9 protein-coding genes are annotated in these 23,986 nt (G+C 48.3%); 5 read left to right on the top strand and 4 right to left on the bottom strand.

The genetic code is table 11. The features are described from left to right. Window positions 1-83: 83 nt before the first annotated feature. Entirely contained in the window at window positions 84-3,383 is a 3,300-nt protein-coding gene (locus SFV55_RS11940; RefSeq protein ID WP_320029729.1) for a two-component regulator propeller domain-containing protein, read from the top strand. Window positions 3,384-3,411: 28 nt separating this feature from the next. On the opposite strand, the gene SFV55_RS11935 is transcribed toward SFV55_RS11940, so the two are convergent. From SFV55_RS11935 to SFV55_RS11920, 4 genes are all read right to left on the bottom strand, one after another. Next, a complete protein-coding gene (locus SFV55_RS11935) occupies window positions 3,412-4,683 on the bottom strand; it encodes an OmpA family protein (protein WP_320029728.1) in 1,272 nt (423 codons plus the stop codon). Window positions 4,684-4,792: 109 nt separating this feature from the next. Further along, on the bottom strand, window positions 4,793-13,789 hold the full coding sequence (locus SFV55_RS11930; RefSeq protein WP_320029727.1) for a toxin TcdB middle/N-terminal domain-containing protein: 8,997 nt from the start codon (window positions 13,787-13,789) through the stop codon (window positions 4,793-4,795). A gap of 59 nt (window positions 13,790-13,848) precedes the next feature. Further along, window positions 13,849-15,804, bottom strand: a complete 1,956-nt coding sequence (locus tag SFV55_RS11925; protein WP_320029726.1) for a T9SS type A sorting domain-containing protein — start codon at window positions 15,802-15,804, stop codon at window positions 13,849-13,851. A 36-nt stretch (window positions 15,805-15,840) separates the two neighbouring features. Beyond that, the gene (locus SFV55_RS11920; RefSeq protein ID WP_320029725.1) at window positions 15,841-16,689 is read right to left on the bottom strand and encodes an outer membrane beta-barrel protein; all 849 of its coding nucleotides are present in this window, start codon (window positions 16,687-16,689) and stop codon (window positions 15,841-15,843) included. Window positions 16,690-16,903: 214 nt separating this feature from the next. Between SFV55_RS11920 and SFV55_RS11915 the strand changes: the two genes are divergently transcribed. From SFV55_RS11915 to SFV55_RS11900, 4 genes are all read left to right on the top strand, one after another. Continuing rightward, a complete protein-coding gene (locus SFV55_RS11915; RefSeq protein WP_320029724.1) occupies window positions 16,904-19,117 on the top strand; it encodes an alpha-galactosidase in 2,214 nt (737 codons plus the stop codon). 31 nt (window positions 19,118-19,148) lie between these two features. Then, window positions 19,149-20,198: a hypothetical protein gene (locus SFV55_RS11910; protein WP_320029723.1), complete on the top strand. Its 1,050-nt coding sequence runs from the start codon at window positions 19,149-19,151 to the stop codon at window positions 20,196-20,198. A 96-nt stretch (window positions 20,199-20,294) separates the two neighbouring features. Further along, a complete protein-coding gene (locus SFV55_RS11905; RefSeq protein ID WP_320029722.1) occupies window positions 20,295-22,409 on the top strand; it encodes a hypothetical protein in 2,115 nt (704 codons plus the stop codon). Between the two features lie 50 nt (window positions 22,410-22,459). Next, complete coding sequence (locus SFV55_RS11900; RefSeq protein WP_320029721.1) at window positions 22,460-23,986, top strand: sodium:solute symporter; 1,527 nt, start codon at window positions 22,460-22,462, stop codon at window positions 23,984-23,986.

Genomic DNA, 23,986 nt, shown 5'->3' with positions numbered 1-23,986 from the left:
TGTTCAGGTGGGTAAGGTTGTTGTGTATTTGTTTTTATCTATGCGCCCTGCTTTGTTGTACTCAGAATCACCACAATGAAAACTTGCCCCATTTTGCACCCCATGTTGCCCCTGCCACTGGTCATATTGTCCCCCAGGACAGCATCATTTCGCCACAAACTACAGCGTTGGGGGCTGTAGTTGTTGGTCCCAATTGTACGCCGCTGGAAGTACCTGCCTATACCAACGTTAAGGCACTCGGTCGGCCTGAAAATAGATCCGCAAATTTGCCAATCAAAGTTGTACCTGGGCAAAACGGCTTCACTCTGCCCAAGGTAAGCTCTGCAATCGATCGGCCGGTGGCCATGGGCATCCCCGAAAAAAATATAGCCAAAGATGCCCACATCAGCGACCACAACCCCGACAATTTTAGTTCCTTCAGCGTATTGCAGGGTCTGAAACACATCCAAACTACTTGTTTGCTCCTGGACCACTTGGGTTGCTTGTGGATCGGGACTGACGGCGGGGGATTGAGCCGCTACGATGGCAAACAATTCATCACCTATACGGATCAAACGGGTTTGGGAGGCAACAGCATCAGCAGTATTTTTCAGGATAAAACGGGCAATATCTGGATCGGGTTTTGGAGTGGGGGTATCTCTAAATTCGATGGAAATTATTTCACCAATTATCATCTCGCTGAAGGGTTTACCGATTCTCCCGCAATAAAAATCATCCAGGACCGTGCAGCGAATTTATGGTTTTGCACTTCCGGAGGACTAATCAAATACGATGGCAAAAACTTTGTTCACTATACCGAAAAACAGGGCTTGCTCAACAATGATGTCATCTGCGCACTAGAAGACCAAAAAGGCAACCTTTGGTTTGGTTCAGCGGCGGGACTGAGCAAATTTGATGGCCAAACGTTTCAGCATTATACCGACAAAAACGGACTCAAAGCCAATTACATTTATGCCATCACGGAAGACAAAAACGGGCTGCTTTGGCTCGGTTCCACCGGAGGATTGGCCTCTACTTTTGACGGCAGTACCTTTGCACATTATCAACTCAATGCCGATTTTATCATTACCGACATCCTGCAGGACAAGCACGAGAACATCTGGTTTGCTTCGGATGGCGAGGGTCTGCTGCGCTTAAATACCCGCCTGAATACCCTGACCCGGTTCAGCGAAAAACAAGGGTTGAGCAATAATTTCATTTCGGATCTGCTCGAAGACCGTACAGGTGCGATCTGGAGCAGTTCTCTGGGAGGGGGTGTGATCAAATATGCGGGCAATTTATTTTCGCATTTTACTATAGAAGAAGGCCTCAGCAGCGACATCGTGTTCGATGTATTGAAAGACCATAATGGCAAGATGTGGTTGGGGACCCGTGGGGGTGGTTTGGTTCAGCTGGATCGTAGCAAAAACACTTTTCGTCAATACTCTACTAAAGATGGTTTGGGGCACAAACTGGACAACAACAGTGTATTCAGCCTTTTAGAAGACCGACAGCGCAATATTTGGTGCGGAACCTGGGGTGGGGGAGTCTCGAAATTCAACGGCAAAAATTTTGTCACCTATACCCAAGAATCTGGCTTATGCGGCAATGATATTCGTTGCATCTATCAAGATCGCAGTGGCGCCATTTGGTTTGGATCCTGGGATAGTGGGGTTTCCCGGCTTGACCCTACTGGTCAGTTTTTTACCAATTATACTACCAAAGAAGGACTGAGCCACAATGACATTAAAAGCATCATCGAAGATCAACGCGGGAATATCTGGATTGGCACCAGAGGCGGAGGCCTCAATAAACTTGACCGACAGCGCAAAACTATCACCCATTTCACTACGCAGGAAGGATTCTTCAGCGATGATGTGTCGGGGATTGTAGAAGATAAATCGGGTCAAATTTGGATCAGCAGTGTTGGCAATGGGCTGATTCGATTGGATCGGGCACAGCGGCTGTTCACCCGCTTTGGCACAGAAGAAGGGCTGATCAATAACAATATTTTGAGCTTGACCCTGGATGCCAAAGACAACCTTTGGCTGGGTACCCGTGGTGGCTTGAGTAAGTTATCGCAGACTGCCTTGAGGCAACTGGAAAAAGTGCAACTCGTACAACCTGAAGCCTTGAAACAATCGCCAGTACTGTTCAAAAACTACGCCTATGAGGATGGCTTTTTAGGCGTATCCTGTTATTTGGGTGCCATTGGACAAGATACCGCGGGCAACATTTGGGTGGGTGCAAGTGATCGCCTTACCGTGTACCACCCAGGCGGTGACAACTTTGAAACTCAAGCTCCCCAGGTAGAACTCAGCAATATCAGCTTGTTCAACGAATCGGTCCCCTGGGCGCTGTTGGCGGGAAAAAAGGATACTTCTTTCAATTTGAGCAATGGTGTAAAAGTTGGCCAATTCCGATTTGCTGATTTAATGCCCTGGAAAGGGGTTCCTGAACAATTGAGCCTGACCTATAACAACAATTTTCTTGCTTTTCATTTTATTGGCATTGCCACCAAATCGCCGCAAAAAATGCGTTATCAGTACAAATTGGAAGGTATTGATGCCAATTGGAGCGGGCTAAGTGCGCTTACTGAAGTGCCTTATGGCAACTTGCCTCCGGGAACTTATACATTTAAGGTTAGAGCCATGAATGGGGATGGCTATTGGAGCAAAACCTTGATGTACCCTTTCAGCATCCGTCCGCCCTGGTGGAAAACCTGGTGGGCTTATTTACTTTATGCGGGAATTTTTGCAGCAGCTGTTTATGTGTTTATCCAATACCGCACTGCCCAGGCCGTCCAAAAAGTAAAAGCACTGGAAGCCATTCGCACCAAAATTTCCAGCGACTTACACGATGATGTCGGTTCCATTTTATCCGGCTTGGCCATGCAATCCCAGGTAATGGCCTACACCGCCCCAACTGAAATCAAATCTGCACTCAACGAACTGAGTGACATGAGCCGCGATGCCATGGAACGCATGCGCGATGTTGTTTGGGTCATCGATTCCCGCAAGGACAAATACGAAAACCTAATTGACCGGATGCGGGTTTTTGCTGAAAAAAACCTGGGCGTCAAAAACATTACTTACCACTTTGCAGTGAACAGTATTGATGGAAAAAAATTCATTGACCCGGAAAAACGCCAAAACATTTACTTGATTTTTAAGGAAGCCATTGCCAATATCCTGAAGCATTCGGATGCTACTCAGGTCAACATTCTTTTTGAACAAGACAAGGGGCATTTGCGCTTGGTGGTACAAGACAATGGAACAGTGTCAACACAAAAACCCTCCGATGGATTAGGGATGAGCAACATGGCCATGCGGGCTAAAAACATGGGAGGTAGTTTAAAAGCAGCCTATGAGGATGGGTTTCGGGTAGAATTGTTATTGGCATAATTTGGGACATAGCCAGAGAATTTTGCGATTACTTCTCCACAATCACAAACTCAATCCTCCGATTCCGATACTGGTCATTTTTGCCTTTTTCGGGAAAAACAATGGGTTCTTTCATGCCCTGGCCGGAAAAGGAAATCCGCGATTGATCGATCCCCTCTGTCAATAAATATTCATACACTTCCTTGGCTCGATTGGTAGAAAGATCGTATTGCCCACTCTGCTTGTCAAAAACATCCTGTCCAAAATCTCCACAACAAACGTGGCCACGGATTTCCAGCTTGAGCCGGGGCATACTTTTGAGGGCCGAAGATACGGCCTGTAAAGCAGGCAAATCCGACTTGGGCATCACATGATAGCCAAACTCAAAACCCAGGCCACGGATGATGATGGCCTGGCCAGCGGTGCTGCTTTGCAAAGTATCCATAAAAGCTCTGGCTAGCTCTGCCGCTTTGGTTTTTTCGGGTATTTCTTTAGCTCCCAGCGGAAAGGTGGTTTGTAGGGTTTCATCGGCTAGATAAATCTTGCGCAGGATGTACAAGGTCGTGTTGACTTGCAGCATCGTGGTATCGATGTGCAGGGTATCACCTCTGTAGGGTTTTTTATTCCCAACGAGATAGGTCGGGGGATAAGGTGGCAGCAATAGGATTAGGGAGTCGTGCATGGAAATGGCCGTGATGCCCGGCTTGGATGGCGCATCATCCCCGATAGCCAGGTAAATGACCCGAGTACTCCGCAAGGTATCCCCGATTTGCTGGGAACGGGTTTCGATCAAAAGGGTATCACCTGCTTGTGGTGCAGGATGCTGGTTCAAAAATTTGGCTGGATAGGGCGCTGAAACCAAAACCAGCGAATCCCGGTAGCTATACACCTTGCTTCCGCTTGCCGTTGGAGCCTCACCAGCGGATACCGTGATCCATACCACCCGATTCAAAGAGTCGGTATAGGGTTCGATGGGATTGCGGCGGCCATAGCCGATGATGGCATGGATGTTTTCGCGGGGAAATTGATTGGCAATCAAAAAACTCTTTACTGTCAGGGCCCTTTTGAGCGAGAGGCTATCATTCAAGGCATCTGAACCTTTGCGGTCGCCACGGCCAACAATGCTGATGTTTTGTTGGGTTTTGTGCTGAGTGGCAAAGCTTTGGAGCTGAGCCTTGGCACTGGCCGTGAGGTTGTATTTCCCTTCCGCAAAATAGATTTTGAGCAGGAGGGTGTCCTGCTGGGCATGGGCGTAGTGGATGCACATGAGGATAAACAGCAGAGGGATGAAGAATAATTTAGTAAAGTGGTTATTTTTCATAGTTATGCTTATTCTAGGTAAAAGAAAGAAGGGCCATCTTTTTAACCCTTTTGATTATCTTTAATCAGGGGTAATGGGGTCAGAACCTACAATTTACCTTTCTCCCTGATTACTCTTTTTTTCTTGGCATGTTAAGGTCTTTGGCCATATTCTTTTTTAAAATTCGTTCGTATGACATTTTAGGGTTAGTAGAATAATTAGTTACTTTAAAACTTCCATCAGGAGTTACTAAATAGCTAGAAATTATTCTTCCCGTTTTTCCACTTAACGTAAATCCTGCTTCATCATCCGTTCGGGAAAACTCATTGTTGTTGTATTTTTCTAAATAATTACCATGGGAATGAATAAATCCAGTTAATACCGCACCTTCCGTCGGAAGTTTTATATTAGTGTTATCTATACCACCCTTTCTTGCCTTATTATATGAATAGTATTCTTTACCAAGAACTTTTACCTTAAAAATAGAAGAGCCATACTCTTTTCCTTCTTTTATTGATAATGCACTATACCTAAGGCCCCAATCTTCAGCAGCTTCTTCCATAGTTCCAAAAACTGGCTCACTAATTTTTTCTAAAAGATCTGAATCCTTTTGTTTAATAAAAGATTTTGCTATTTCAATTATTTTTTCATCACCATCAATTATTCTAATATCATTATTAACACCAAGCAGCCCAATAAACTCCCCCCGACTGCTAAAGAATATCTCCTTCCCGTTTTTATCCACAAACAATATCGGGTTATTCGCCACAAAACAATATGGCGATAAACCTGGATACTTACCCGCCTTTGGGTCGACACCCACCCACTGACTCGTCGCCGGATTGTAATACCGCGCCCCATAATAATACAGCCCCGTCTCTTCATCCCGCTCCTTGGCATTGTACAAATAAGGCGTCGTATTGGAGCTACTATGCTCCTCAAAAAAGGTCTCGCCGAAAGCGGAATACTCCACATGCTGCGCGACTTCCCCCTGTACATTGCTCACATAAGACGTACTGCCTAAATGATCTTTGTGGTAGAAGTACTGGTTTACCTCAGCGATATGCCCGGTACCTCTAAAACCATAACCCGCTTTCACAGAGTCATTACTCGGTATCGAAGCCACATAAACCGGCGGGCCGGTCGCTGGTTTGGTCGTATTGCCGGGCCAGCCCCGAGGCACATTGGCAGCAGTGCTATCAACCAGTACAGGCGGAGCAATCCCGCTGTTTTGCGGCTCGGCGTAAAAGAGCTTTTGGGTTGGCGGGCCGGGGCTGATCCCCAAGCCGGCGTAATAATTGACCCGATCTTGTTTAAGTTGTGCGGCCCGCTGGATGTAATTGACGCCACCCGCTGTAAGGGCAGATTGCGGGAAGGAAATATTGGTAAAACTGCCCTCGCCAATTTTAGAAACGACCCGCTCGCCTTCCATGTAAATGTGTTTGGTGAAGCCCGTTCGGCGGCACACCAGGTAAGGGCTGACGTAGACGGTGTAATTGTCGTGGTGGTTGATGGTGCCTGCAGGGGCGCCGTTGAGCCAAGTGCCCTGCATGCCACCGCTGCTTTTGATGACCCGTTCCCCTCCAGCGTCATAAGTATACTCACTCAGGAGGCCTTTATCCAGTACACCCATCAGGCGATTTTCTTCATCCCAGAAGTATTCGGAGCTGCCGAATGTGGTGAGGTTGCCATTCAGGTCGTAGGCACATTTTTTGTTGCCTATCTGGGTGGCTTGATGGGGGGCTGCGCCTCCGTAGAGGTAACTTTGTTGGTAGCTGCGTGCGGTATCGCGCTGGGAAAGTTTTTTACCCACAATGTTGTACAGATTGTCGTAAGCCATTTCCAGGCCATAGGTAGCGGTATCTTTCGCGCCCTGGTATGCTCCGGTAGCGCCGATGAGTCGGAACAGGTTGTCGTAGGTATATTTTTGGCTGGCGCGGCCACCCAGTTTACCCGGCTGGGCTTGGACCTCGTTGAGGATGCCCGTGATGTTGCTCACTGCGTCGTAGCTGTACTTGTTGTTCAGCATCAATTGGCCTTTGGGTGTGGCGGCTTGCAAGGTTTGCAGGCGGCGGCGTTGCTCGTCGAAAGCATAGGTCGTTTCAGTGCCATTGCCGTATTTGAGGTACACTTTGGCCTCAAATTCGTCGTAGCCCAGCTTGCTCACATAAGGATAAGGATTACCGTTTTTCTGCCCGTCAATGCTGTACAAATTTCCGGCGCGGTTGTATTTGTAGGATACGACCTCCCCGTCAGGATAAGTCATTTTTTTAATGCGGTTCCAGGTATCGTATTCCTGCTCGCTAACATAAGTTGTATAAAACACGGTATTGACCAGTACGGTGCGGATTTCTTTGGTCACCTCGCCCAATTTGCCGTAATAAAACTCCCGGCCTCCACTGGCATCTTTCACCAAGGTCAGTCTACCTGTGCGGTTACCTGAGCCCGGTGCGCCGTAGCTGTAACTTACCTTATTTTGGTACTGGATGGGGTAATCGATGTCGACGATGCGCTCGAAGTCGTATGCGTACTTGATGGCCCCGCCCTGGGGGATTTGTTTGCGGAGTTGGGCCGTGATTTTTTCCAAAAGGTTACCCGTTAGGTCGTATTTGTACTCGGTCAGGCCAGCATCGGGGTGTTTGACGCTAAGTCTGCGGCCCAGGTTGTCGTAGGTGTTGACAATAGAGTTTTGGTTATTGTCCTCTACCCGTAGCAGTTCGCTCAGGGCATTGTAGAAGTAGATGGTGCTGATGGTCCCATTGGGGCCGCCGTATTGTTTGACGGAGCGTTGTCGGCCTCGCACATCCTGGTAGGTTTCGGCTTTATTGCCCAGGGCGTCGGTCATTTGGGTAAGCAAAAGATTGTCGATGGCCTGGTAACTCAGGCTACTGGTGGCCCCATCGGCTAGTTTCTGGGTACGCACCCGATCCAGTACATCGTAAGTGACGATTTCACTGATTTTACCCTGGGTACCGGAAAGGCTGGTATTGCTTGCTCCCAATGGTTCGGTGGTAGGGAAATAGCTTTCAATTGTGCGCCCAAAGGCATCGTAGACCGTGGCCCCGGAAACGATCATTTTAAGCTCATCATCCTGATTTTTGCCTTTAAAAATCGAACCCATTTTTTTGACCTCGATAGCCCTTCCCAGTCCATCGACAAAAGTGATGATGTCGATGTCATCGTCGTATTCCGGGTCATAGTGGTGGGTAATGGCGTAGGGAACTTTGGCTTCGGGGTGGTAATCAAAAGCGATGGTATAGGGTTTTCCAGCCGCCAACTCATAAGGCCCAGTCACCGTGCTGATTCGACCGCGATTGTCGATGGCAAAACGCATCTGCTCATTTTGCAGGCTGGTGCTGCGGATCACATTGCCAAAGCGGTATTCATACTCCATACTGCTGCTGTAGCCATAGGCATCGCTGGTTTTGGTGACATAGCTGTGGATAAGGTCATCATAAACATAGCTGTGAAACATGCGCTGGCCCTTGTAATTGGCAGGGCGGAGAATTTTACTGAGGTTGCCGTATTGGTCGTACTCCATGTTGTGGTTGGCGGAAGTACCATCGGCCAAAAACTGGCTGATCTGGGTGATGTGGCCTTTGCCGTCGATGGTAGTGGTACGCCTTCTTTTTACCCCTTCGCTGGTATTGACCACTATTTCGGAAGGAATGGCTTTGATGTACAGGGCATCGTTGTTGTGGTATTTTACCGTAGCGTTGATGAGGTCTTCGGGGCTGCCGTCGCCGATGTCGATAATTTTGATGATGTTGCCGAGGGCATCGTAGTCGTATTGGGAGTAGGTACTGGCGCCAGGCGTGGTATTGCCTTCGTAGATGAACTGGGTGCTTTTGATCAGGGCTGGGAAAAAGACACTGTCCCGCACCGTGCGCAGCTCGTATTCATTGGTGTTTTGGGTGAAAATTTTCCCGGCAGCGTCGCGCAGGGTGGCGCTTTGCAGGAGCCCTTTGTTGTAATAATTACTCGTCAGGAAAACTTCTTCGCTGCTGCGGTAGAGGGCATTTTTTTCTGCCGTATTCAGTTGTTGGGTAAGAACGGTATCAAAACCATAAAATTCCCTTTCGCGGCGGTCGTAATAGCCACCCAGGTACTTGAAACTACTGCGCATGGTGTCCACGCCATCTCCGGGTACGCCGTCAAATACTTCCAGGTTTTTTAGAACCCATACGTTTTGCGAAAGCCGATAGGTGCTGCCGAGTTGCTCATAGTCCATGGCGAAACTGGAACCCAGTGGGCATTGCACTTTGCGCAGCATATTGGTGCGCCCGATGGTGGATTTTCTCACCGAGAGGTCGCCGTCGTCCTCGGAATGAAGCAGATCGGGGAAACCATCGCCGTCGATGTCCATGATTTGATCCGTTTGGCTCGAAACCCCATGACCGATGTTGAAAGAAGGGTTGATGCAAATTTTAACCACAATGATCGGAATGGGAATGGTAAGGGCCACGTTGATGGACTCACCTGTAGAGGTCGTATTGTTGATGATATTGCTGGCATGCCAAGGCAATGGAGCGGCAAAGCCGTTGCCCGTATTCAATTGCACATTAAGGTTCCCAGTGGCGGAAATTTTATCGGGCAAACCATCCCCATTGACGTCCAATAGTGCAAAGTTGGTATTGTCCTCGCTTCGCGTCAAACCAATTCCGGCTTGAATGGTTCCGCTGATCAGGTTCACGCCAATTCCTGCACCAAAATTGAGGCTTTTACTCTCATCAATTCCTTTAAAATTCCAGTCTTCAAGAGGCGTAAAGGAGTACCCAAGGTTGAGTGCCACTTGTCCATCCTGGTATACTTTGTCAGGTAAACCGTCACCATTCATGTCAATCCAGGAAACATTGGTACTTTGTAGGTTGTAGCCCAAATTGCCTGGGAAACCAATGGCAGATGCGGCCGTGGCTAGGGCACTGCGGGCATTGGATCTGGTTTTGTTGTTGTTGGCGTTGGAGGCAGTACTATTGCGTTTGTTGCTGGCGGTGGCCCTGGGAAATTCTCCGCCAAAATTCAGCCCAATAGAATTGCCCGTACTGTTGGTTGCCAGCAAGGCATTTTTGCGCCCCTCCCGCTCGAGTGCTCCATTGGGCAAGGTGTATTGGACGTCGTTGGTATGCAATACATCCGGGTAAGCGTCGCCGTTCATGTCCATCATGTCCAGCATATTGGTGGTTTGGACATTGGAATACCCCGCGATCAGTACTGCCCCGGCGGAGAGGGTGTTGGCAAAACTTTGCTCCACTTTGCTTACTGCAGTCAGGCTTGAACCCGTACCCAGCATCAAACTATCTACCGATACATCGTGCATCATGAGCCTGGAGCTACTCATGGTGGTGGCCGACACAAAAGCTGCCGAGTCGCGGCCTACCCATAAGCGTTTTTGCCCGTTGCCATAAAGCGGAGCAAAATCTGTTTTGGTAGGGCTTTTTACCTTGCGAATGGAGGAGGTATCCTGCCGGTAAAGTGCAGTATCGGCTATGATTTTTTCGTAATTATTGTTTTTCAGTTCTTTAAAATTGAGTTTGGACTCATCCAGGGGGCCGTCGCCTTTGTCGCCCGTAAACGTGAATTGGCCCCATCTTCTAAAAACCGGAATGGGTTCATCTTGACTGGAATTGGTGTAAACCCCGGCTTGTAAGGTATCGAGAATGACTTTGTTGACTACTTTAAACACCACCGAGTCTTTAATCGTAGTATCCCTTTCGGAATAAGTGGTATCTTTTTTACTGATGAGCAGGGTGTTTTCTAAAGCTTGGGCGAAGACTTCATTGGAGATGTGAAACTCGGGAAATAGTCTCGTCCCAGGGGGCACATCCAGGGAGATGGTGTCCAGGTTCCCCGCCACTTTTCCTTTTTCAATGCGGATGATTTTTTTGGTGTAAAGGGTATCCAATCCCTTGATGGTGAATACGACCGTTCCGCTGCTATCGGCACGGAAACGGATATCGGGGTAGAGCTTCAGCTCGCCGGGCTTGTTTTTGATTTGAACAGGTGTAGGGATTTGCCAGGTATTGTAATCATTGTTACTCGGGACGACGGTTCCGCGCAACACCACAGGCTTACCCGTAACGGTATCTCTAAAAGTGGTTTCATAACTGGGAAACCAGGTGACTGCTGTACGGTCGATGTAAGAATCGGCGTGTACTTCGAGGTGCAAGACGTCCCCCTGCTGAACCGTGGATTCGATGGCTTCGAGTGCGCCATCAAATTGCGTTTTTGGAGGAAAAACCTTCCTGAAAAGGATACTTTTTTTACCAAAAGTATCTGTTCGAATCACCCGCAAAACTACCGTATCCGAGGTGATGCTTTTTTTGAAATTACCCGCTATACGAACACCTCCTGTGCGAGGAATACCGATGGGTTGTGCTCCTGTAATTATAAAGTCTTCCGAAGCTCGGTAATGGCTGCTTCTTTTGTTGCTGGCGTCTATATCCGGCGTAATGGAGTTGAGGTAATCTATGGCTGGATTCCAGTTTACAGCATCGTTTTCGCCATTGTAAATGGACTGGACCCGAAAGTAGATTTTATCCCCTTTTTTGACCTGCAGTCGATTTACATCGCTGGGGTTTTTGATGCCAAAATCGCCTTTGGGGATGGCGGTGGCCCAAAGCGTTTTATCGCGCAATTGGATACTTACCCTTACGCCATCTTCTTTTTTGGAACGCAGACTATCGGCTACCTGGATCAGTTGCACGGGGGCATCAACACGCACGTCGCCGTCGAATGGTGCCGTCCAGAAACGAATGATGTCCTGGAGTGGAAATTCCTGTTCTTGACGGCGTTGCAAGGCCGTATCGGGTGCCAAAAAGGTTTTGTCGACCGAGGCGCTCAAAAATAGTGGATTGGGGGTGAGGGTGCTGCTGGGTTCAAAAACGGGATTGCCCTGGGAATCGATGTGATTAAAAAGTACCAGGCCATTGTGGGCGATATCGATTAAACCATCTCCGTTAAAATCAGAAAAATAAGTGCTGGTTTTAGTTGTAGTACTGGTGAAATTATAGCCTAAAAATAAAGGCCCAAAGGGGATGATTTGCAGACCCACCCCAAAGGAGAGCGCAGTACCCGCACTGAACTGGTCAATGCGACCCAAAACGGGTTTTGGTGGGCCGAAACCATTCGCATCCTTCAAATTGGCGCGGTAAAATAAGCGATTACCTTGTTTTGTTACTTTGTCGGGGAGTTCGTCGCCATTGATGTCGACCATACAAACCAGGCCTTCATTGGTCGTGTGATCAAATTCAAAACTTCCCCCTACTGTGGCTTGTTTGCTCCAGCCATCTCCAATGAAACCAACGGTTACAGCCAGGCCAAAACCGATACTGTTTGATTTTTCGGTGCTGAGCGCCGAACTCTGATCGGTAAAACCGGGGATAGGATTGATGATTCCCGTATTTATTTCGTCATTTTCAATGCTCCATTTTTTCTGCTCACCCAAGGACACATAGCCTGCGCTGGCATTTACATCGTCGTAATAATCAAAAGAGTGGGCATAAAAAACCTTGCCCGCATCGTCCAGTTCACTGATGTTTTGCAGGAGGGTTTTGTAAAAAGCGCCTTCTTTGTATTTTAACTCATAGCTCCGAATGAGTTGTCCATTGAGGTTTACCGTGATTTTGCGCAGCAGATCCGCGGTGACCATTTTGTAGCCATAGCGGCCATCGATGCTGACGTCTTTTCTTTTGGTTTCGCCCAATTGGCGGTCGCGGGTGAATACTACACTGTAAGGACCTTCTTGTGTAGTTGTTCCAGTGTAGGTGATTTTATCGATGTACAATTGTTGACCGGAGCTACCACCCTGAACACCAGGGTCTTGAACCTTTGCGTAGGTGTAGTGTTCACAGTTGTTGTCCAGGTCGCGGGTTTGCACCAGCGCCCAATGGGCAATGTTGCCCTTATCGTCGCTTAGCACTGCTCCCTGTACCACTCCACTTTCAGGCAAGCCCCCATAAAAACTTCGGGCGCCTTGTTTATTGATGATTTCCCACCAGTAATTGGAAGGCCGATCTCCGTGACGGATGATTTTGTCAAAACTGCCTTCCACCCGAGGATAAAATTCCTTTTCACTGCTGCGTTTGACCAATGCACCTCGGTGCGCCATTGGAGCCAGTTGTTCGCCAATTAAGGTATAAGTTTCCGTTTCATCACTCGGGTCGAATCGGGGTGCACCCCAGCGCGTATCGATGCTGATAAAAGGTAAAGTCAAATCCCATCCCAATCCTAGCCAGCCATTGCCGCCATTGTTGTTGTACTGAATGCTCAAGTTAGGCTCCATGCCTTGCCGTCCAGCTGGTAACTTTAGGTCAAAAGAAGAAGATGCATTACCGTAATTGTTGGCAACAGGTGGAGCAATCATCGTAATCCCCGCAGAAGGATCGGCGGGTTTAAAGTCCTTGATGCTGGTTGGTGCATAGCCTTCGGTTTCAGGCGATTCAGGTACTTTGATGATGCCGTTGATCATGTCCGTAAAATGCAGGGTATGGGACAACACCATTTTCGCCTGCGCATCAACCGAATCCAAGGGCAGGTCCAGCCATCTGCGCTCCTGCTCGTCAAAATAATAGCTGCGGATGTCCTCGGGGGTATAGCCCTCCGGGATCAAGGTGCTGTCGTAAGGTATCTTCAAATTGGCTGCGATGCTGAATTTGCTGCCATGGGGCAAAAAGCGATAACCTGAGGCTCCAGCAGTCACATTGACCATATCCGGGTTCAGCACAGGAAGTTCGTTTTCGCGGAGGGCAGTGATGGAGATGATTTTATTGTGGGGTAGGGCGTAGGCTGGAATTTGGATGGCAACGTTGACCTGATTGTTAGACAAAGTCAAAGTCAGGCCCTCTTTTGCTTTAAACAGGCCGCTGACCTTTTTGCCTAAGCTCTCTTCAGGAAGGTAGGCTTGTTTGAGTGACGGTTTTTCGATAGTACTCAAGATTTCCTGAGGATGGAACATGGACTTGAGCCAGGTTTTAAATGGAATATCTACCGGGTTTGAATCCGAAACGCTTATGAATGAATACAATAGAACCAGCGCGGCAAGTGCCAATGCAGTTTTGAAGAAAAATTGCTGGATTCGCTTAGGGGTAAGCGATTGAAGAAAGGAGGATTTATGGTGCGCACGATTCATTGCAAGAATTTTTAATAGGGTCAGGTTAAATGGGCTAAACCAGTTAAATGGCGAAAATTTCAGTTGATGATCAGGAGTTTATGCGTAGTGACTGCCGTTCCGGACTGTAAAACAATGTAATAGAGTCCGTTCGAAGTCAATTGATCCGTGAAATTGTAATGATCGGCCCCGGAGGCTTTTTTGGAAAGAACCAGTTTGCCTTCTGCGGAATAAACCGACATACTGAGCGCCGCAGGTTTGCTCAACTGTATTTTTACATTGAACATTCCTTGGGAAGGATTGGGATATACCACTTCCGAACTGAAAATGCTGACTGCTGGCGCATTTACCTCGATTTCTCGGGTGGCAGTGCAACCGTTCCGGGTAGTGCTGAGGGTATAGATTCCAACTTGATTGAACTCAATTGTTGGAGAAAAAGACTCGAAATTGGTAGGGCCTCGCCAGTGGTAAGCTACTCCTGTAGGCATCTTTTCCGCCGCATTGACCTGGATGGTTTTACCTGTGGGCAGCTCGTAGGCAGCCGCCAAAGCCAGCGCATGGGGTGCATCAGCAGGGTTAACCAAAAAGGAATCGACATAAACCTGTTGCCGGGCATCCGTCACTTTGAGCAGGTATTTGCCAGCCGCCAGTTCATTCACTTGCTCCAGCAATTCAGCATCCTGAACCTGGCGAACGGTCGTGCGTCCGGTTGTTTTGTTGAGAATGTTTAAGTGATAAGGCGCTTGTCCACCCAGAATTTTTACCTGTATTTGCCCCGATTCGGGTTGGGCGCAGCTGGGATCGAGCACCTTTGCCGCCAACAAAAGATCCTGGGCCACGATAAAGGCGAAGATGTATTTTCCAGCTTTATTTTTCTTCCAGCCCGCTTTAAAATGAGCAAAGCCTTGCGGATCAAGCTGCTCCATCTTGAGGTATTGAATGCCTGAGGCGGAAAAATCGCCGGTACCCGTGCTGTCTATGGCCATCCAGTAAACCGGTTTTGCGGGGATGGCGGCATAAACCTGTTTGCTGTCCAATACAATTTCGGTTTCCCAAAAAGGACTACTTCCGTGGGTGGTCAACAACCAATTGCGCTTTAAAAAAGTGGGTAAACCCGGGAGTTTGGGCGCAGGTGACAAGGTCAGGTCATTGTCTCCCCAAAGTAGAAAATTGTTGTTGGCAGGTGCCCCGGTGATGGATACGGAGAGGAGTTTAGGGGAATTGCTGCTGCTGGCGATTTTTTGCACCCAGACAGAAGCATCATCGCGGCCAATCCCCGCAATATTGTGGTGGAAAAGGGGCCTTGCTTCGCCATTCCAGATGATTTCACCCGAGCTATTCACATAAGTTGCGCTGGACTCCGTCAGGGTAATTCCATATTTGAGGGCCAGATAAGAGGCGACCTTTAAACGTTCTTCGCGGTCGAGTACCCGGTTGAAGGCAATGATCTCCGGGATGAGCCCGCTGAAACTGCTGACTGGCAAGCGGGGTGAGGCGGGTATTTTGCCAATGTTCCAGGTCTGTTCTTGCAGTGTCAGACTATCTTTTGACTTTAACTGACCGTAGATGTTGATCTTGGGTGTTGCGGGTGCCAGGTCGGTAAAATTCATGTATTTATAATCAACCAGATCGGCCATCCGCTCGGTAGTCAGCACCAGGCTCGGTTTTTTATTTTTTTCAATGCTCCAAATGAGGTGCTCCACACTGGTGTCCCGGGCTTGATATACGGTAAAAAAGGTTGCACTATGCAGCTCCTCTTTGCCTAAATCGGCGCTGAGGCTATTTGATCCGTTCAGAACCAGGGAAGGACGATGATTGAGCCACCCAAAACTACGCGGATTTGGGGACAACAGGGAGCGTTTTCCCGGAATCTGGCTGCTTAAAATACATTCCCCAGCCAGGGTATCCGCTATAAACCACTGGGTTGCACCTTTTACTCCACCGGGAGCCCCGCTGCTGTGTATTTGGGAAAACCCGATAAAAGTGCAGAAGCAAAATGCAAAAACAAGACAGGTTTTGAACAGGGCCAGGTACATTGGTTTAGGTTTTAGGTTGCTGATGAGTATTCCTTTTTAACTTCTCGGTTTCCTGATGATGAGCAAGCGTTTTTTGGGATAACTACTGAGGAACTCCCAGCCCAGGGTAAATTGGAAGGTATTGTTGGTGTTTTTATTTTCAATGAAGTTGTAAGCGTTGGCTTCGGTTTGTACAATGTCGCTCAATCCATGGTGGTATTGAAATTCCAGATTGAGCCCCGCCCCGCCAAAATCATACCCCAGGTGAAAATTCAGCCCAAAGTTGTTTTGGCCCTTCAGCACGTTGCGGAGTTGTTGCTGTTGTTCCAGGTCAGTACCAAATGCGGGTAACTTACCTGGGCCATCGGAGGTATAAATGATGTTTTCCGGGGATAAATTAAGACCAAACTGGGGCCCCGCGCCCACATTGAATCCATGTAACCCGTCATGCACTTTTTCAAAAGGATACACCTTGATCATCAATGGAAAATTGAGGTATCGATAGTTGAATTGCATTTTATAATTGAAGTCTTTTTCCAGGTTGTTGAACAACAAATCGCTGCCTTGTTGGGCATATAAAATGTCCAGATTAAGCGATGCGATGGAGTTCTTGAGCTCCCAATTGACGCCTAAGCCACCCGTATAGCCGATTTTTTTTTCACCGTTCAGGGAGTAGTTTAAAAAGAACGGTTCACTTAGGATGGTGGTTTGCAGGTCATTGATGCCGGAGTACAAAGCTCCACCTTTAATGCTGACACGTACGCCATCAAAAGTTTGAGCATGGGCACAATCAGTGAATAAACTAAAAAATATCAGGAGCTTAAATAGAGCATAATTCACAAAATGACCTTGAATATAGGTGTTGTGGAACCTGGAGAGTGGTGAGGGGAGGGCCTTGGTGTTCATACTAATGGATTTGTTTGCGGAAATATAAGCAAAGAAATTGAATGATTATTAAGGTGTTGTACATATTCGTAAAAAACAGCCAGAGCTGAGCGAAGACTTGTTTTGAACCAGGGGCAAGAAGTTTCTATCAAAAAAAAACACTAAATTAGAGCTTGAAACAGAGCCACCCAATCGCACAATTTTTGCGCTGGCCTTGCTAAACGTTCCGATCATCATGAAGCACCAAGTTCTTTTGTACTCTGTCTTTGCCTTTTGCCTGTTGTTTGGACACCTGCCATTACGCGCTCAATCCAGCGTCACCATCCCCATTGAATCCAAAGATTATGCGCTGGTACTTCAAACAGATGCGGATCAACGCCTTGGCATCACCCACTTTGGCAAACGCCTCAGCGATCCTGCCGAATACGCAGGCATCAAGGCCACTTACAGACACAACGACGGCAATGCCGGGATTTACAATAATGTCTACACCCCCAGTGGCTCCTGGAGCTTGGTGGAGCCCGCGCTGCAAATCATTCACGCCGACGGCAATACCTCGACTGAACTGAGGTATGTGAGCCACCGCAAGGAAACATTGGCCAATCAGGTCACCCAAACCAGCGTGCTGCTGCGCGATCCAGTGTATGCTACGGAAGTCACGCTGTATTTCAAGGTATACCCTCAAAACAATGTATTCGAGCAGTGGAGTGAAATCAAAAATGCGGAAAAAGGCACCATTCGCCTGGGTAAATACACCTCGGCCAATTTGTACTTTATGGGTTCCGACTACTACCTGCGGCATTACCACGGTACCTGGGCTGGGGAGATGAAACCCGAAGAAACCCGCCTACCTTTTGGCATCCATACCCTTGATTCCAAATTGGGTGCCCGCGCCAACCTGTACCAACCGCCAACTTTCATGTTGTCGTTTGATCAACCCGCTACCGAAACCAGTGGCAAAGTACTGCTGGCCAATCTGGCCTGGTCGGGCAATTTCAAGATCGACTTTGAAATGGACAGTTACCACAATCTACGTTTGATTGCGGGCATCAATCCCCATGCTTCGGAGTACCAACTGGCGGCAGGGAAAAGTTTTAAAACCCCGGCGCTGATTTATGCTTATGGGGAAAATGGCATCGGTGAAGTGAGCCGGAATTTGCACAGCTGGGCGCGGAACTTCCGGGTGCTGGATGGCAATGGCTCTCGTTTGACACTGCTGAACAACTGGGAAGCAACCTATTTTGATTTTGATGAAAAAAAGCTGGTGGGTTTGTTTGCGGGTGCCAAAAAACTGGGCGTTGATTTGTTCCTCCTGGACGACGGCTGGTTTGGTAACAAATATCCCCGCAATGGTGATGTGGCGGGCTTGGGCGATTGGCAGGAGAACGTCAAAAAATTGCCGCATGGCATTGGATACCTGGTGGAGGAAGCCACCAAAGCGGGCGTGAAATTTGGCATCTGGGTCGAACCTGAAATGGTCAACCCCAAAAGTGAACTCTATGAAAAACACCCAGACTGGGTGATTCGCCAGCCTGAGCGGCCGGAGCATTATTTTCGCAATCAGCTGGTATTGGACCTGAGCAACCCCGAAGTGCAGGATTTTGTCTTCGGCATCCTGGATAAATTGTTTACCCAAAACCCGAACATCGCCTTCATCAAATGGGATTGTAATGCCGTGATTTACAACGCCCATTCGGCCTATTTGGAAAAGCAAAAAATGCCCCAAACCCATCTTTACGTGGATTATGTGAACGGCCTGTACAGCGTACTGGAACGTTTGCGCAAAAAGTACCCGGTGGTGCCCATGATGCTTTGTTCGGGTGGCGGAGGTCGGGTGGATTATGGTGCACTCAAATACTTCACCGAGTTTTGGGTTTCAGACAATACGGACCCTTTGGAGCGGATTTTTCAACAATGGGAATATTCCTACTATTACCCCGCCATTACCCATTGTGCCCACATCACCGATTGGAGCAAGGTGGGCATCAAATTCCGTACCGATGTGGCCATGATGGGCAAAATGGGCTACGACATCGTAGTGGACCAGCTCAAGCCTGAGGAACTGGAATTCAGCCAGCAGGCCATCAAAAATTACCAATCCATCAGCGATATGATTTGGCATGGTGATCTGTATCGATTGGTGAACCCCTGGCAAAATCCCATTGCCTCAAGTATGTTTGTCAGCCCTCAAAAAGATCGGGCGATTGTGTTCAATTATGTGGTGAGCAATCGTTACGAAAATTCCTTTTCCACTGCGCCCATAAAATTGCAAGGGCTGGACCCCGCGAAAAAGTATCGTTTGACCGAACTCAACGTATTCCCGGGCACCCGGTCGAGCATAAATGCTACCACGGTTTATTCCGGTGATTTTTTGATGACGGTTGGTTTTAATCCAAGCCTGAGTCTTCGGCGCACCAGTGTTTTGGTGGAAGTAAAAGAGGTGCGTTGATTATAGCCCAACAATGCTTAAACCAGGAAGTATGTCAAAATGGCTCATGATTTTTAGTTTGCTATTGCTTGGGCACGCCTCGTTGGCCCAAGGCGTCTACATGCCCCACGGCTTCAAAGGCCCTCTTTTTTTTGACATCAATGGTCGCGTGCTCCCTGGCAAAGATAGTGCCCGGGTGTACCGCATTTTCCGGGAAGTGGGGGCTGGCGATAAAAAAAAGGACAGAGTAGAAATAGACGAAACGGGTCATATTGCAGTTTTTAAGACCCCTAACCTCTATTTTTACTTTGAAGACCATTTCATCACTGGTGAGATCAAAACCCAGGGTTACGTATGGGTTACGCCTATATACCAGGAATCGGGACTGGGGCTATTTTCCTGGAAAATGCACCTGAAAGGAGAATGTCGCTGGTATCATTTTAATGGGAACCTGTCAATGGTTGGGGTGTACGACGGAGAAACGTGGTATGGTGAGCAAAAAGAATTCGACCAGAATGGGTCGCCAAACCGCCTTACCCACGGAAAACCCTGGGCTGAATACAACTATTTTTTTGAGCGGGAGGTGCTTAAAAAGAAGGACTTCATTTATGACGAATCCCTGGGAAAAAGCACTTTGCCAGCTCCCCAACAGCGCAATACCAAAGCAGATCAAAACCTGATCGATGCCAAACCCATCGATTTTGTAGCGCTCATGAATGAAGCCCCCCGCTTCGAAGTGAAAAATTACCGCCCTTTTTTAGGTTTGTACCAGGGCGAAACCATCAATGGAAGTTTGAAAAAAAAGGCGAGTGCCAATCTTGAAATTCTAGAGTTCGTCGAAAAAAAAGGAAACTTCATTGCCGAGTTTTATGCCTTTGAAGGCTTTGAAGTACAGGCCAAATTGACAGGGAGCGTGAACGATAATGTGCTGTTCGCCAGAGGGAACTGGATGATTGGCGGGGAAAAAATGGGCTACATCACGCTGGCCATTTTTTTACAGCAAGAAGAAGGGAAGATTGAAGGTTTTTTTAGTTTGAGGCCTTTTGATCCGGAAGCGAAGGCGCAATCTTGTTCTTTTAAGTTGATCAGGGAGTCGAAGTGAGGAATACCACCACAGGACAGCACAGGAAAGTCCCCAATTCTTCAAAATGTACCTTTATTTTGTCGCTGTTCCTAAATAGCTTTCAACCTACATCAAATGGTCAAATATTTTCTGCTTTGGGCACTTGCCTGGATGTGCATTAGCCCGATTAATGGGCAAAAAGCACCTAAAATCGACCGCGAAAAACTGGTCAAACGCCACAACATCAGCCACACTGAAATTACCCCTTTCAGCCCACTCTCCGTAGGCAATGGCAAATTTGTGTTTACGGCCGATATCACGGGCTTACAAACATTCCCGGAACATTATGAACAAGGCATTCCCCTGGGTACCCAATCCGACTGGGGTTGGCATTACCCCCTGAACCCTCGTAACTATAAGCTAAGTGACATCCTAAAACCCTATCAGGTAGGCGATCGCGAGGTCAAATACGCCTGGCGCCATAGCATGGCCAGCGATACATTCAAAGCGAAAGCTTCGGACTGGTTGCGCGAAAGCCCCCACCGCATCCATTTGGGGATGATTGGCCTGGAAATGAAAAAAAAGGACCAAAGCCCGGTAAGCATTGAGGACCTGAAAAATTCAAAACAGGAACTGGACCTTTGGATGGGCCGCATGACCAGCACCTTTGAAATAGAAGGCCAACCCGTAAAAGTTGAAACCCTGGGCAATCCAAATCTGGATGGAATCTCCGTACAAATTACCTCGCCTTTGGTGGAGGAAGGTCGCCTCAAAGTCAAGATCCGCTTTCCACTGGGAATTCCCCAACGCCTGAGTTATAGTTTTACTCAGAATGATCAACACCGCAGTGTATTGTTGGACAAAAGAAACCAGCGGGTCCTATTCTCCCACCAGCAGGACAACGACCTGTATTACATTGGTGTGCGGCACAGCGCTGGCGAAATTCAAGCTGGAGGTACACATACCTGGTTTTTGGTGCCGGACGCCAAAAAGTCAAAGTTTGAATGCAGCCTGGTTTTTAGTCAATATGACTTTCCCCTCAACCGCATTCCCCATCACGACAGCATCCGCATTGCCAACGCCCAATTCTGGTCGCGTTTTTGGAAAAGTGGGGGTGCCGTCGATTTTTCCCAATGTACTGATCCTCGAGCCAAAGAATTGGAACGCCGGGTGGTTTTGTCCCAATACCTCACCCGCATCAACTGTGCCGGAACCCTACCCCCTCAGGAAACCGGCTTGACCTACAACAGTTGGAATGGCAAATTCCACCTGGAAATGCACTGGTGGCACGGGGTACATTTTCCGATGTGGCAACGCGCCGAATACCTGCGCCCCCAAATGGCTTATTACAAGCGAATTCAGCAAAAAGCCAAAGCCACTGCCCAAATGCAGGGCTACGCAGGGGTGCGCTGGCCTAAAATGACTGGCCCAGAGGGGGATGAAAGCCCCAGTGGCATTGGCCCCTTCCTGATCTGGCAACAGCCCCATTTCATTTATTTGGCAGAACTTTTATACCAGGATAAACCCAATAGAGCTACCATTTCACAATACCAGGATCTGGTTTTCGCCACTGCGGAATTTATGGCCTCTTATGCGCGTTGGGACGAAAAACGCCAGCAGTACGTCCTTGGCCCAGCCTTGATTCCAGCGCAGGAAAACTTCCAGCCGGAAACCACCATGAATCCTCCTTTTGAGTTGACCTACTGGCGCTGGGCCTTGCGCACCGCCCAGGAATGGCGCAAAAGAGCTGGCCTGGCACCCAACACTCAATGGCAAAAGGTCATTGATCAACTGGCCCCTTTGGCGACCCGGGATGGCTTGTACCTCTTTGCAGAAAATGCAACGGAGAGTTACCTCGATTCTGCGTATTTGCACGACCACCCCATGATCGCGGGCACCTACGGGATGTTGCCTCCCTCACCCGAAGTGGACCCAAAAATCCTCGAAAAATCCCTGGATGCCCTCTGGACCAAATGGGACTGGCCCAGCACCTGGGGTTGGGACTATCCCATGCTGGCCATGAGTGCCGCCCGAATGAAACGGCCTGACTGGGTGGTGGATTACCTCAGTATGAAAACCGTCAAAAACACCTACCTCACCAATGGCCACAATTACCAACGTTTCGACCTGAGCATTTACTTGCCGGGTAATGGAGGGCTGTTGGCCGCTGTTGCCATGATTTGTACCCAGGATGCCTGGCCAAAAGATGGGAACTGGAAGGTGAAGTGGGAGAAACTTCGTAGTTTATAACAACCATTTTTTATATCTTCATCCACTCAATCGCAAATCAGCTCCCACCCATGCCCAATTCACTCTCTTTGCTCGATGGCCTTATCATTGTGGTTTATTTTCTGTTGATGGTCGGCGTCGGCGTGTTTTTTTCAAAACGCAACAACAGTTCCGCTCAATTTACCACGGCCAGCGGGCGCATTCCGGGCTGGGCCTTGGGTTTGTCCTTTTATGCTACATTTTTAAGCGCCATTACTTTTTTGGGAGACCCTGGCAAGTCTTTTGGCAGCAACTGGAACCCTTTTGTGTTTAGCCTTTCCATGCCTTTTGCTGCCTACGTTTCGGCCCGCTTTTTTGTGCCTTTTTACCGCGAGCAAAAGGTGGTCAGTGCTTATAGCCATTTGGAGGAGCGGTTTGGAGCCTGGGCCAGGACGTATGCCATGCTTTGTTTCATCATGACCCAGTTGGCGCGCATGGGGACCATTTTTTACGGCGTAGCCCTGATGTTGAACGCCCTGACTGGCTACGGGATGCACTGGATCATCCTGACACTGGGCTGTTGCATCATTGTGTACACGGTCATGGGGGGTATGGAGGCGGTCATCTGGACCGAAGTGGTGCAGGCCATCATCAAAACCCTGGGTGCCTTGTTGATCTTGGGGATCGTGTTGTCACAAGTCAAGTTCTCCACCATTGTGTCAACGGGGTGGCAGGAACACAAATTCAGCCTGGGCAGTTTTAAACCCGATTTTTTTCAAAGCAGTTTTTGGGTCGTGTTTTTGTACGGTTTTTTCATCAACCTGACCAATTTTGGCATCGATCAAAACTACATTCAACGCTACCATACTGCCAGGAATATCCAGGACGCTTCGCGCAGCATCTGGCTCTGTGTGGTGTATTACCTGCCCGTGTCGATGCTATTCTTTTTCATTGGAACGGCCTTGTATGTCTATTACCAGCAGCAACCCGACTTGATTCTGGAACTCAAACAACAAGTCGCCCTTGAAAAAGGCCTGGATTTCAACGCCTTGCAGCCTGCGGATTACGGTGATAAAGTATTGCCGTTTTTTATCAAAACACAAATCCCTACAGGTTTTCTCGGTTTATTGATGGCAGCATTATTATCAGCGGCCATGAGCACCATGAGTAGCGGCATGAACAGCTCTGCCACCGTTTTTTTACAAGACATTTATCAGCGCTACTTTAACCCACAAGCGAGTCCGGAACAGCAGTTGCGGGTCTTGCGGACTGCTACAATAGTTATGGGCTGCCTGGGTATGGCTTTTGGCCTGGGCATGATCGGGGTGAAAAGTTTGTTGGACGCCTGGTGGAAAATGGCAGGTTTGTTTGCCAGCGGGATGTTGGGCCTGTTTTTGCTGGGCTTTTTGAACAAGAGGGTAGGGGAGCAGGCGGCAAAAATTGCGGCGATCTTAGGGCTGATTCTCATTTTTTGGTTGAGTTTCAGGGATTATTTTCCTGTACAATGGCAAAGCCCATTTGATTCCAAGTTGACGGTGGTGTTGGGGACACTGATCATTGTGGGCGTAGGAATATTGGCCCAAAGTATGTTCAAAGTGAAAAATGCCAAAGGTTCTTAA

The sequence above is a fragment of the Haliscomenobacter sp. genome, from assembly GCF_033763495.1.
Taxonomy (GTDB): domain Bacteria; phylum Bacteroidota; class Bacteroidia; order Chitinophagales; family Saprospiraceae; genus Haliscomenobacter.
The sequence above is the reverse complement of the archived record's forward strand: the minus strand, read 5'-3'. Positions and strand labels throughout refer to the sequence as shown.

Excerpts from the sequence above, each read along its gene's own strand:
- SFV55_RS11935 (WP_320029728.1), bottom strand. The coding sequence starts at position 4,683 with ATGAAAAATAACCACTTTACTAAATTATTCTTCATCCCTCTGCTGTTT.
- SFV55_RS11930 (WP_320029727.1), bottom strand. The coding sequence starts at position 13,789 with ATGAATCGTGCGCACCATAAATCCTCCTTTCTTCAATCGCTTACCCCT.
- SFV55_RS11925 (WP_320029726.1), bottom strand. The coding sequence starts at position 15,804 with ATGTACCTGGCCCTGTTCAAAACCTGTCTTGTTTTTGCATTTTGCTTC.
- SFV55_RS11920 (WP_320029725.1), bottom strand. The coding sequence starts at position 16,689 with ATGAACACCAAGGCCCTCCCCTCACCACTCTCCAGGTTCCACAACACC.
- SFV55_RS11915 (WP_320029724.1), top strand. The coding sequence starts at position 16,904 with ATGAAGCACCAAGTTCTTTTGTACTCTGTCTTTGCCTTTTGCCTGTTG.
- SFV55_RS11910 (WP_320029723.1), top strand. The coding sequence starts at position 19,149 with ATGTCAAAATGGCTCATGATTTTTAGTTTGCTATTGCTTGGGCACGCC.
- SFV55_RS11905 (WP_320029722.1), top strand. The coding sequence starts at position 20,295 with ATGGTCAAATATTTTCTGCTTTGGGCACTTGCCTGGATGTGCATTAGC.
- SFV55_RS11900 (WP_320029721.1), top strand. The coding sequence starts at position 22,460 with ATGCCCAATTCACTCTCTTTGCTCGATGGCCTTATCATTGTGGTTTAT.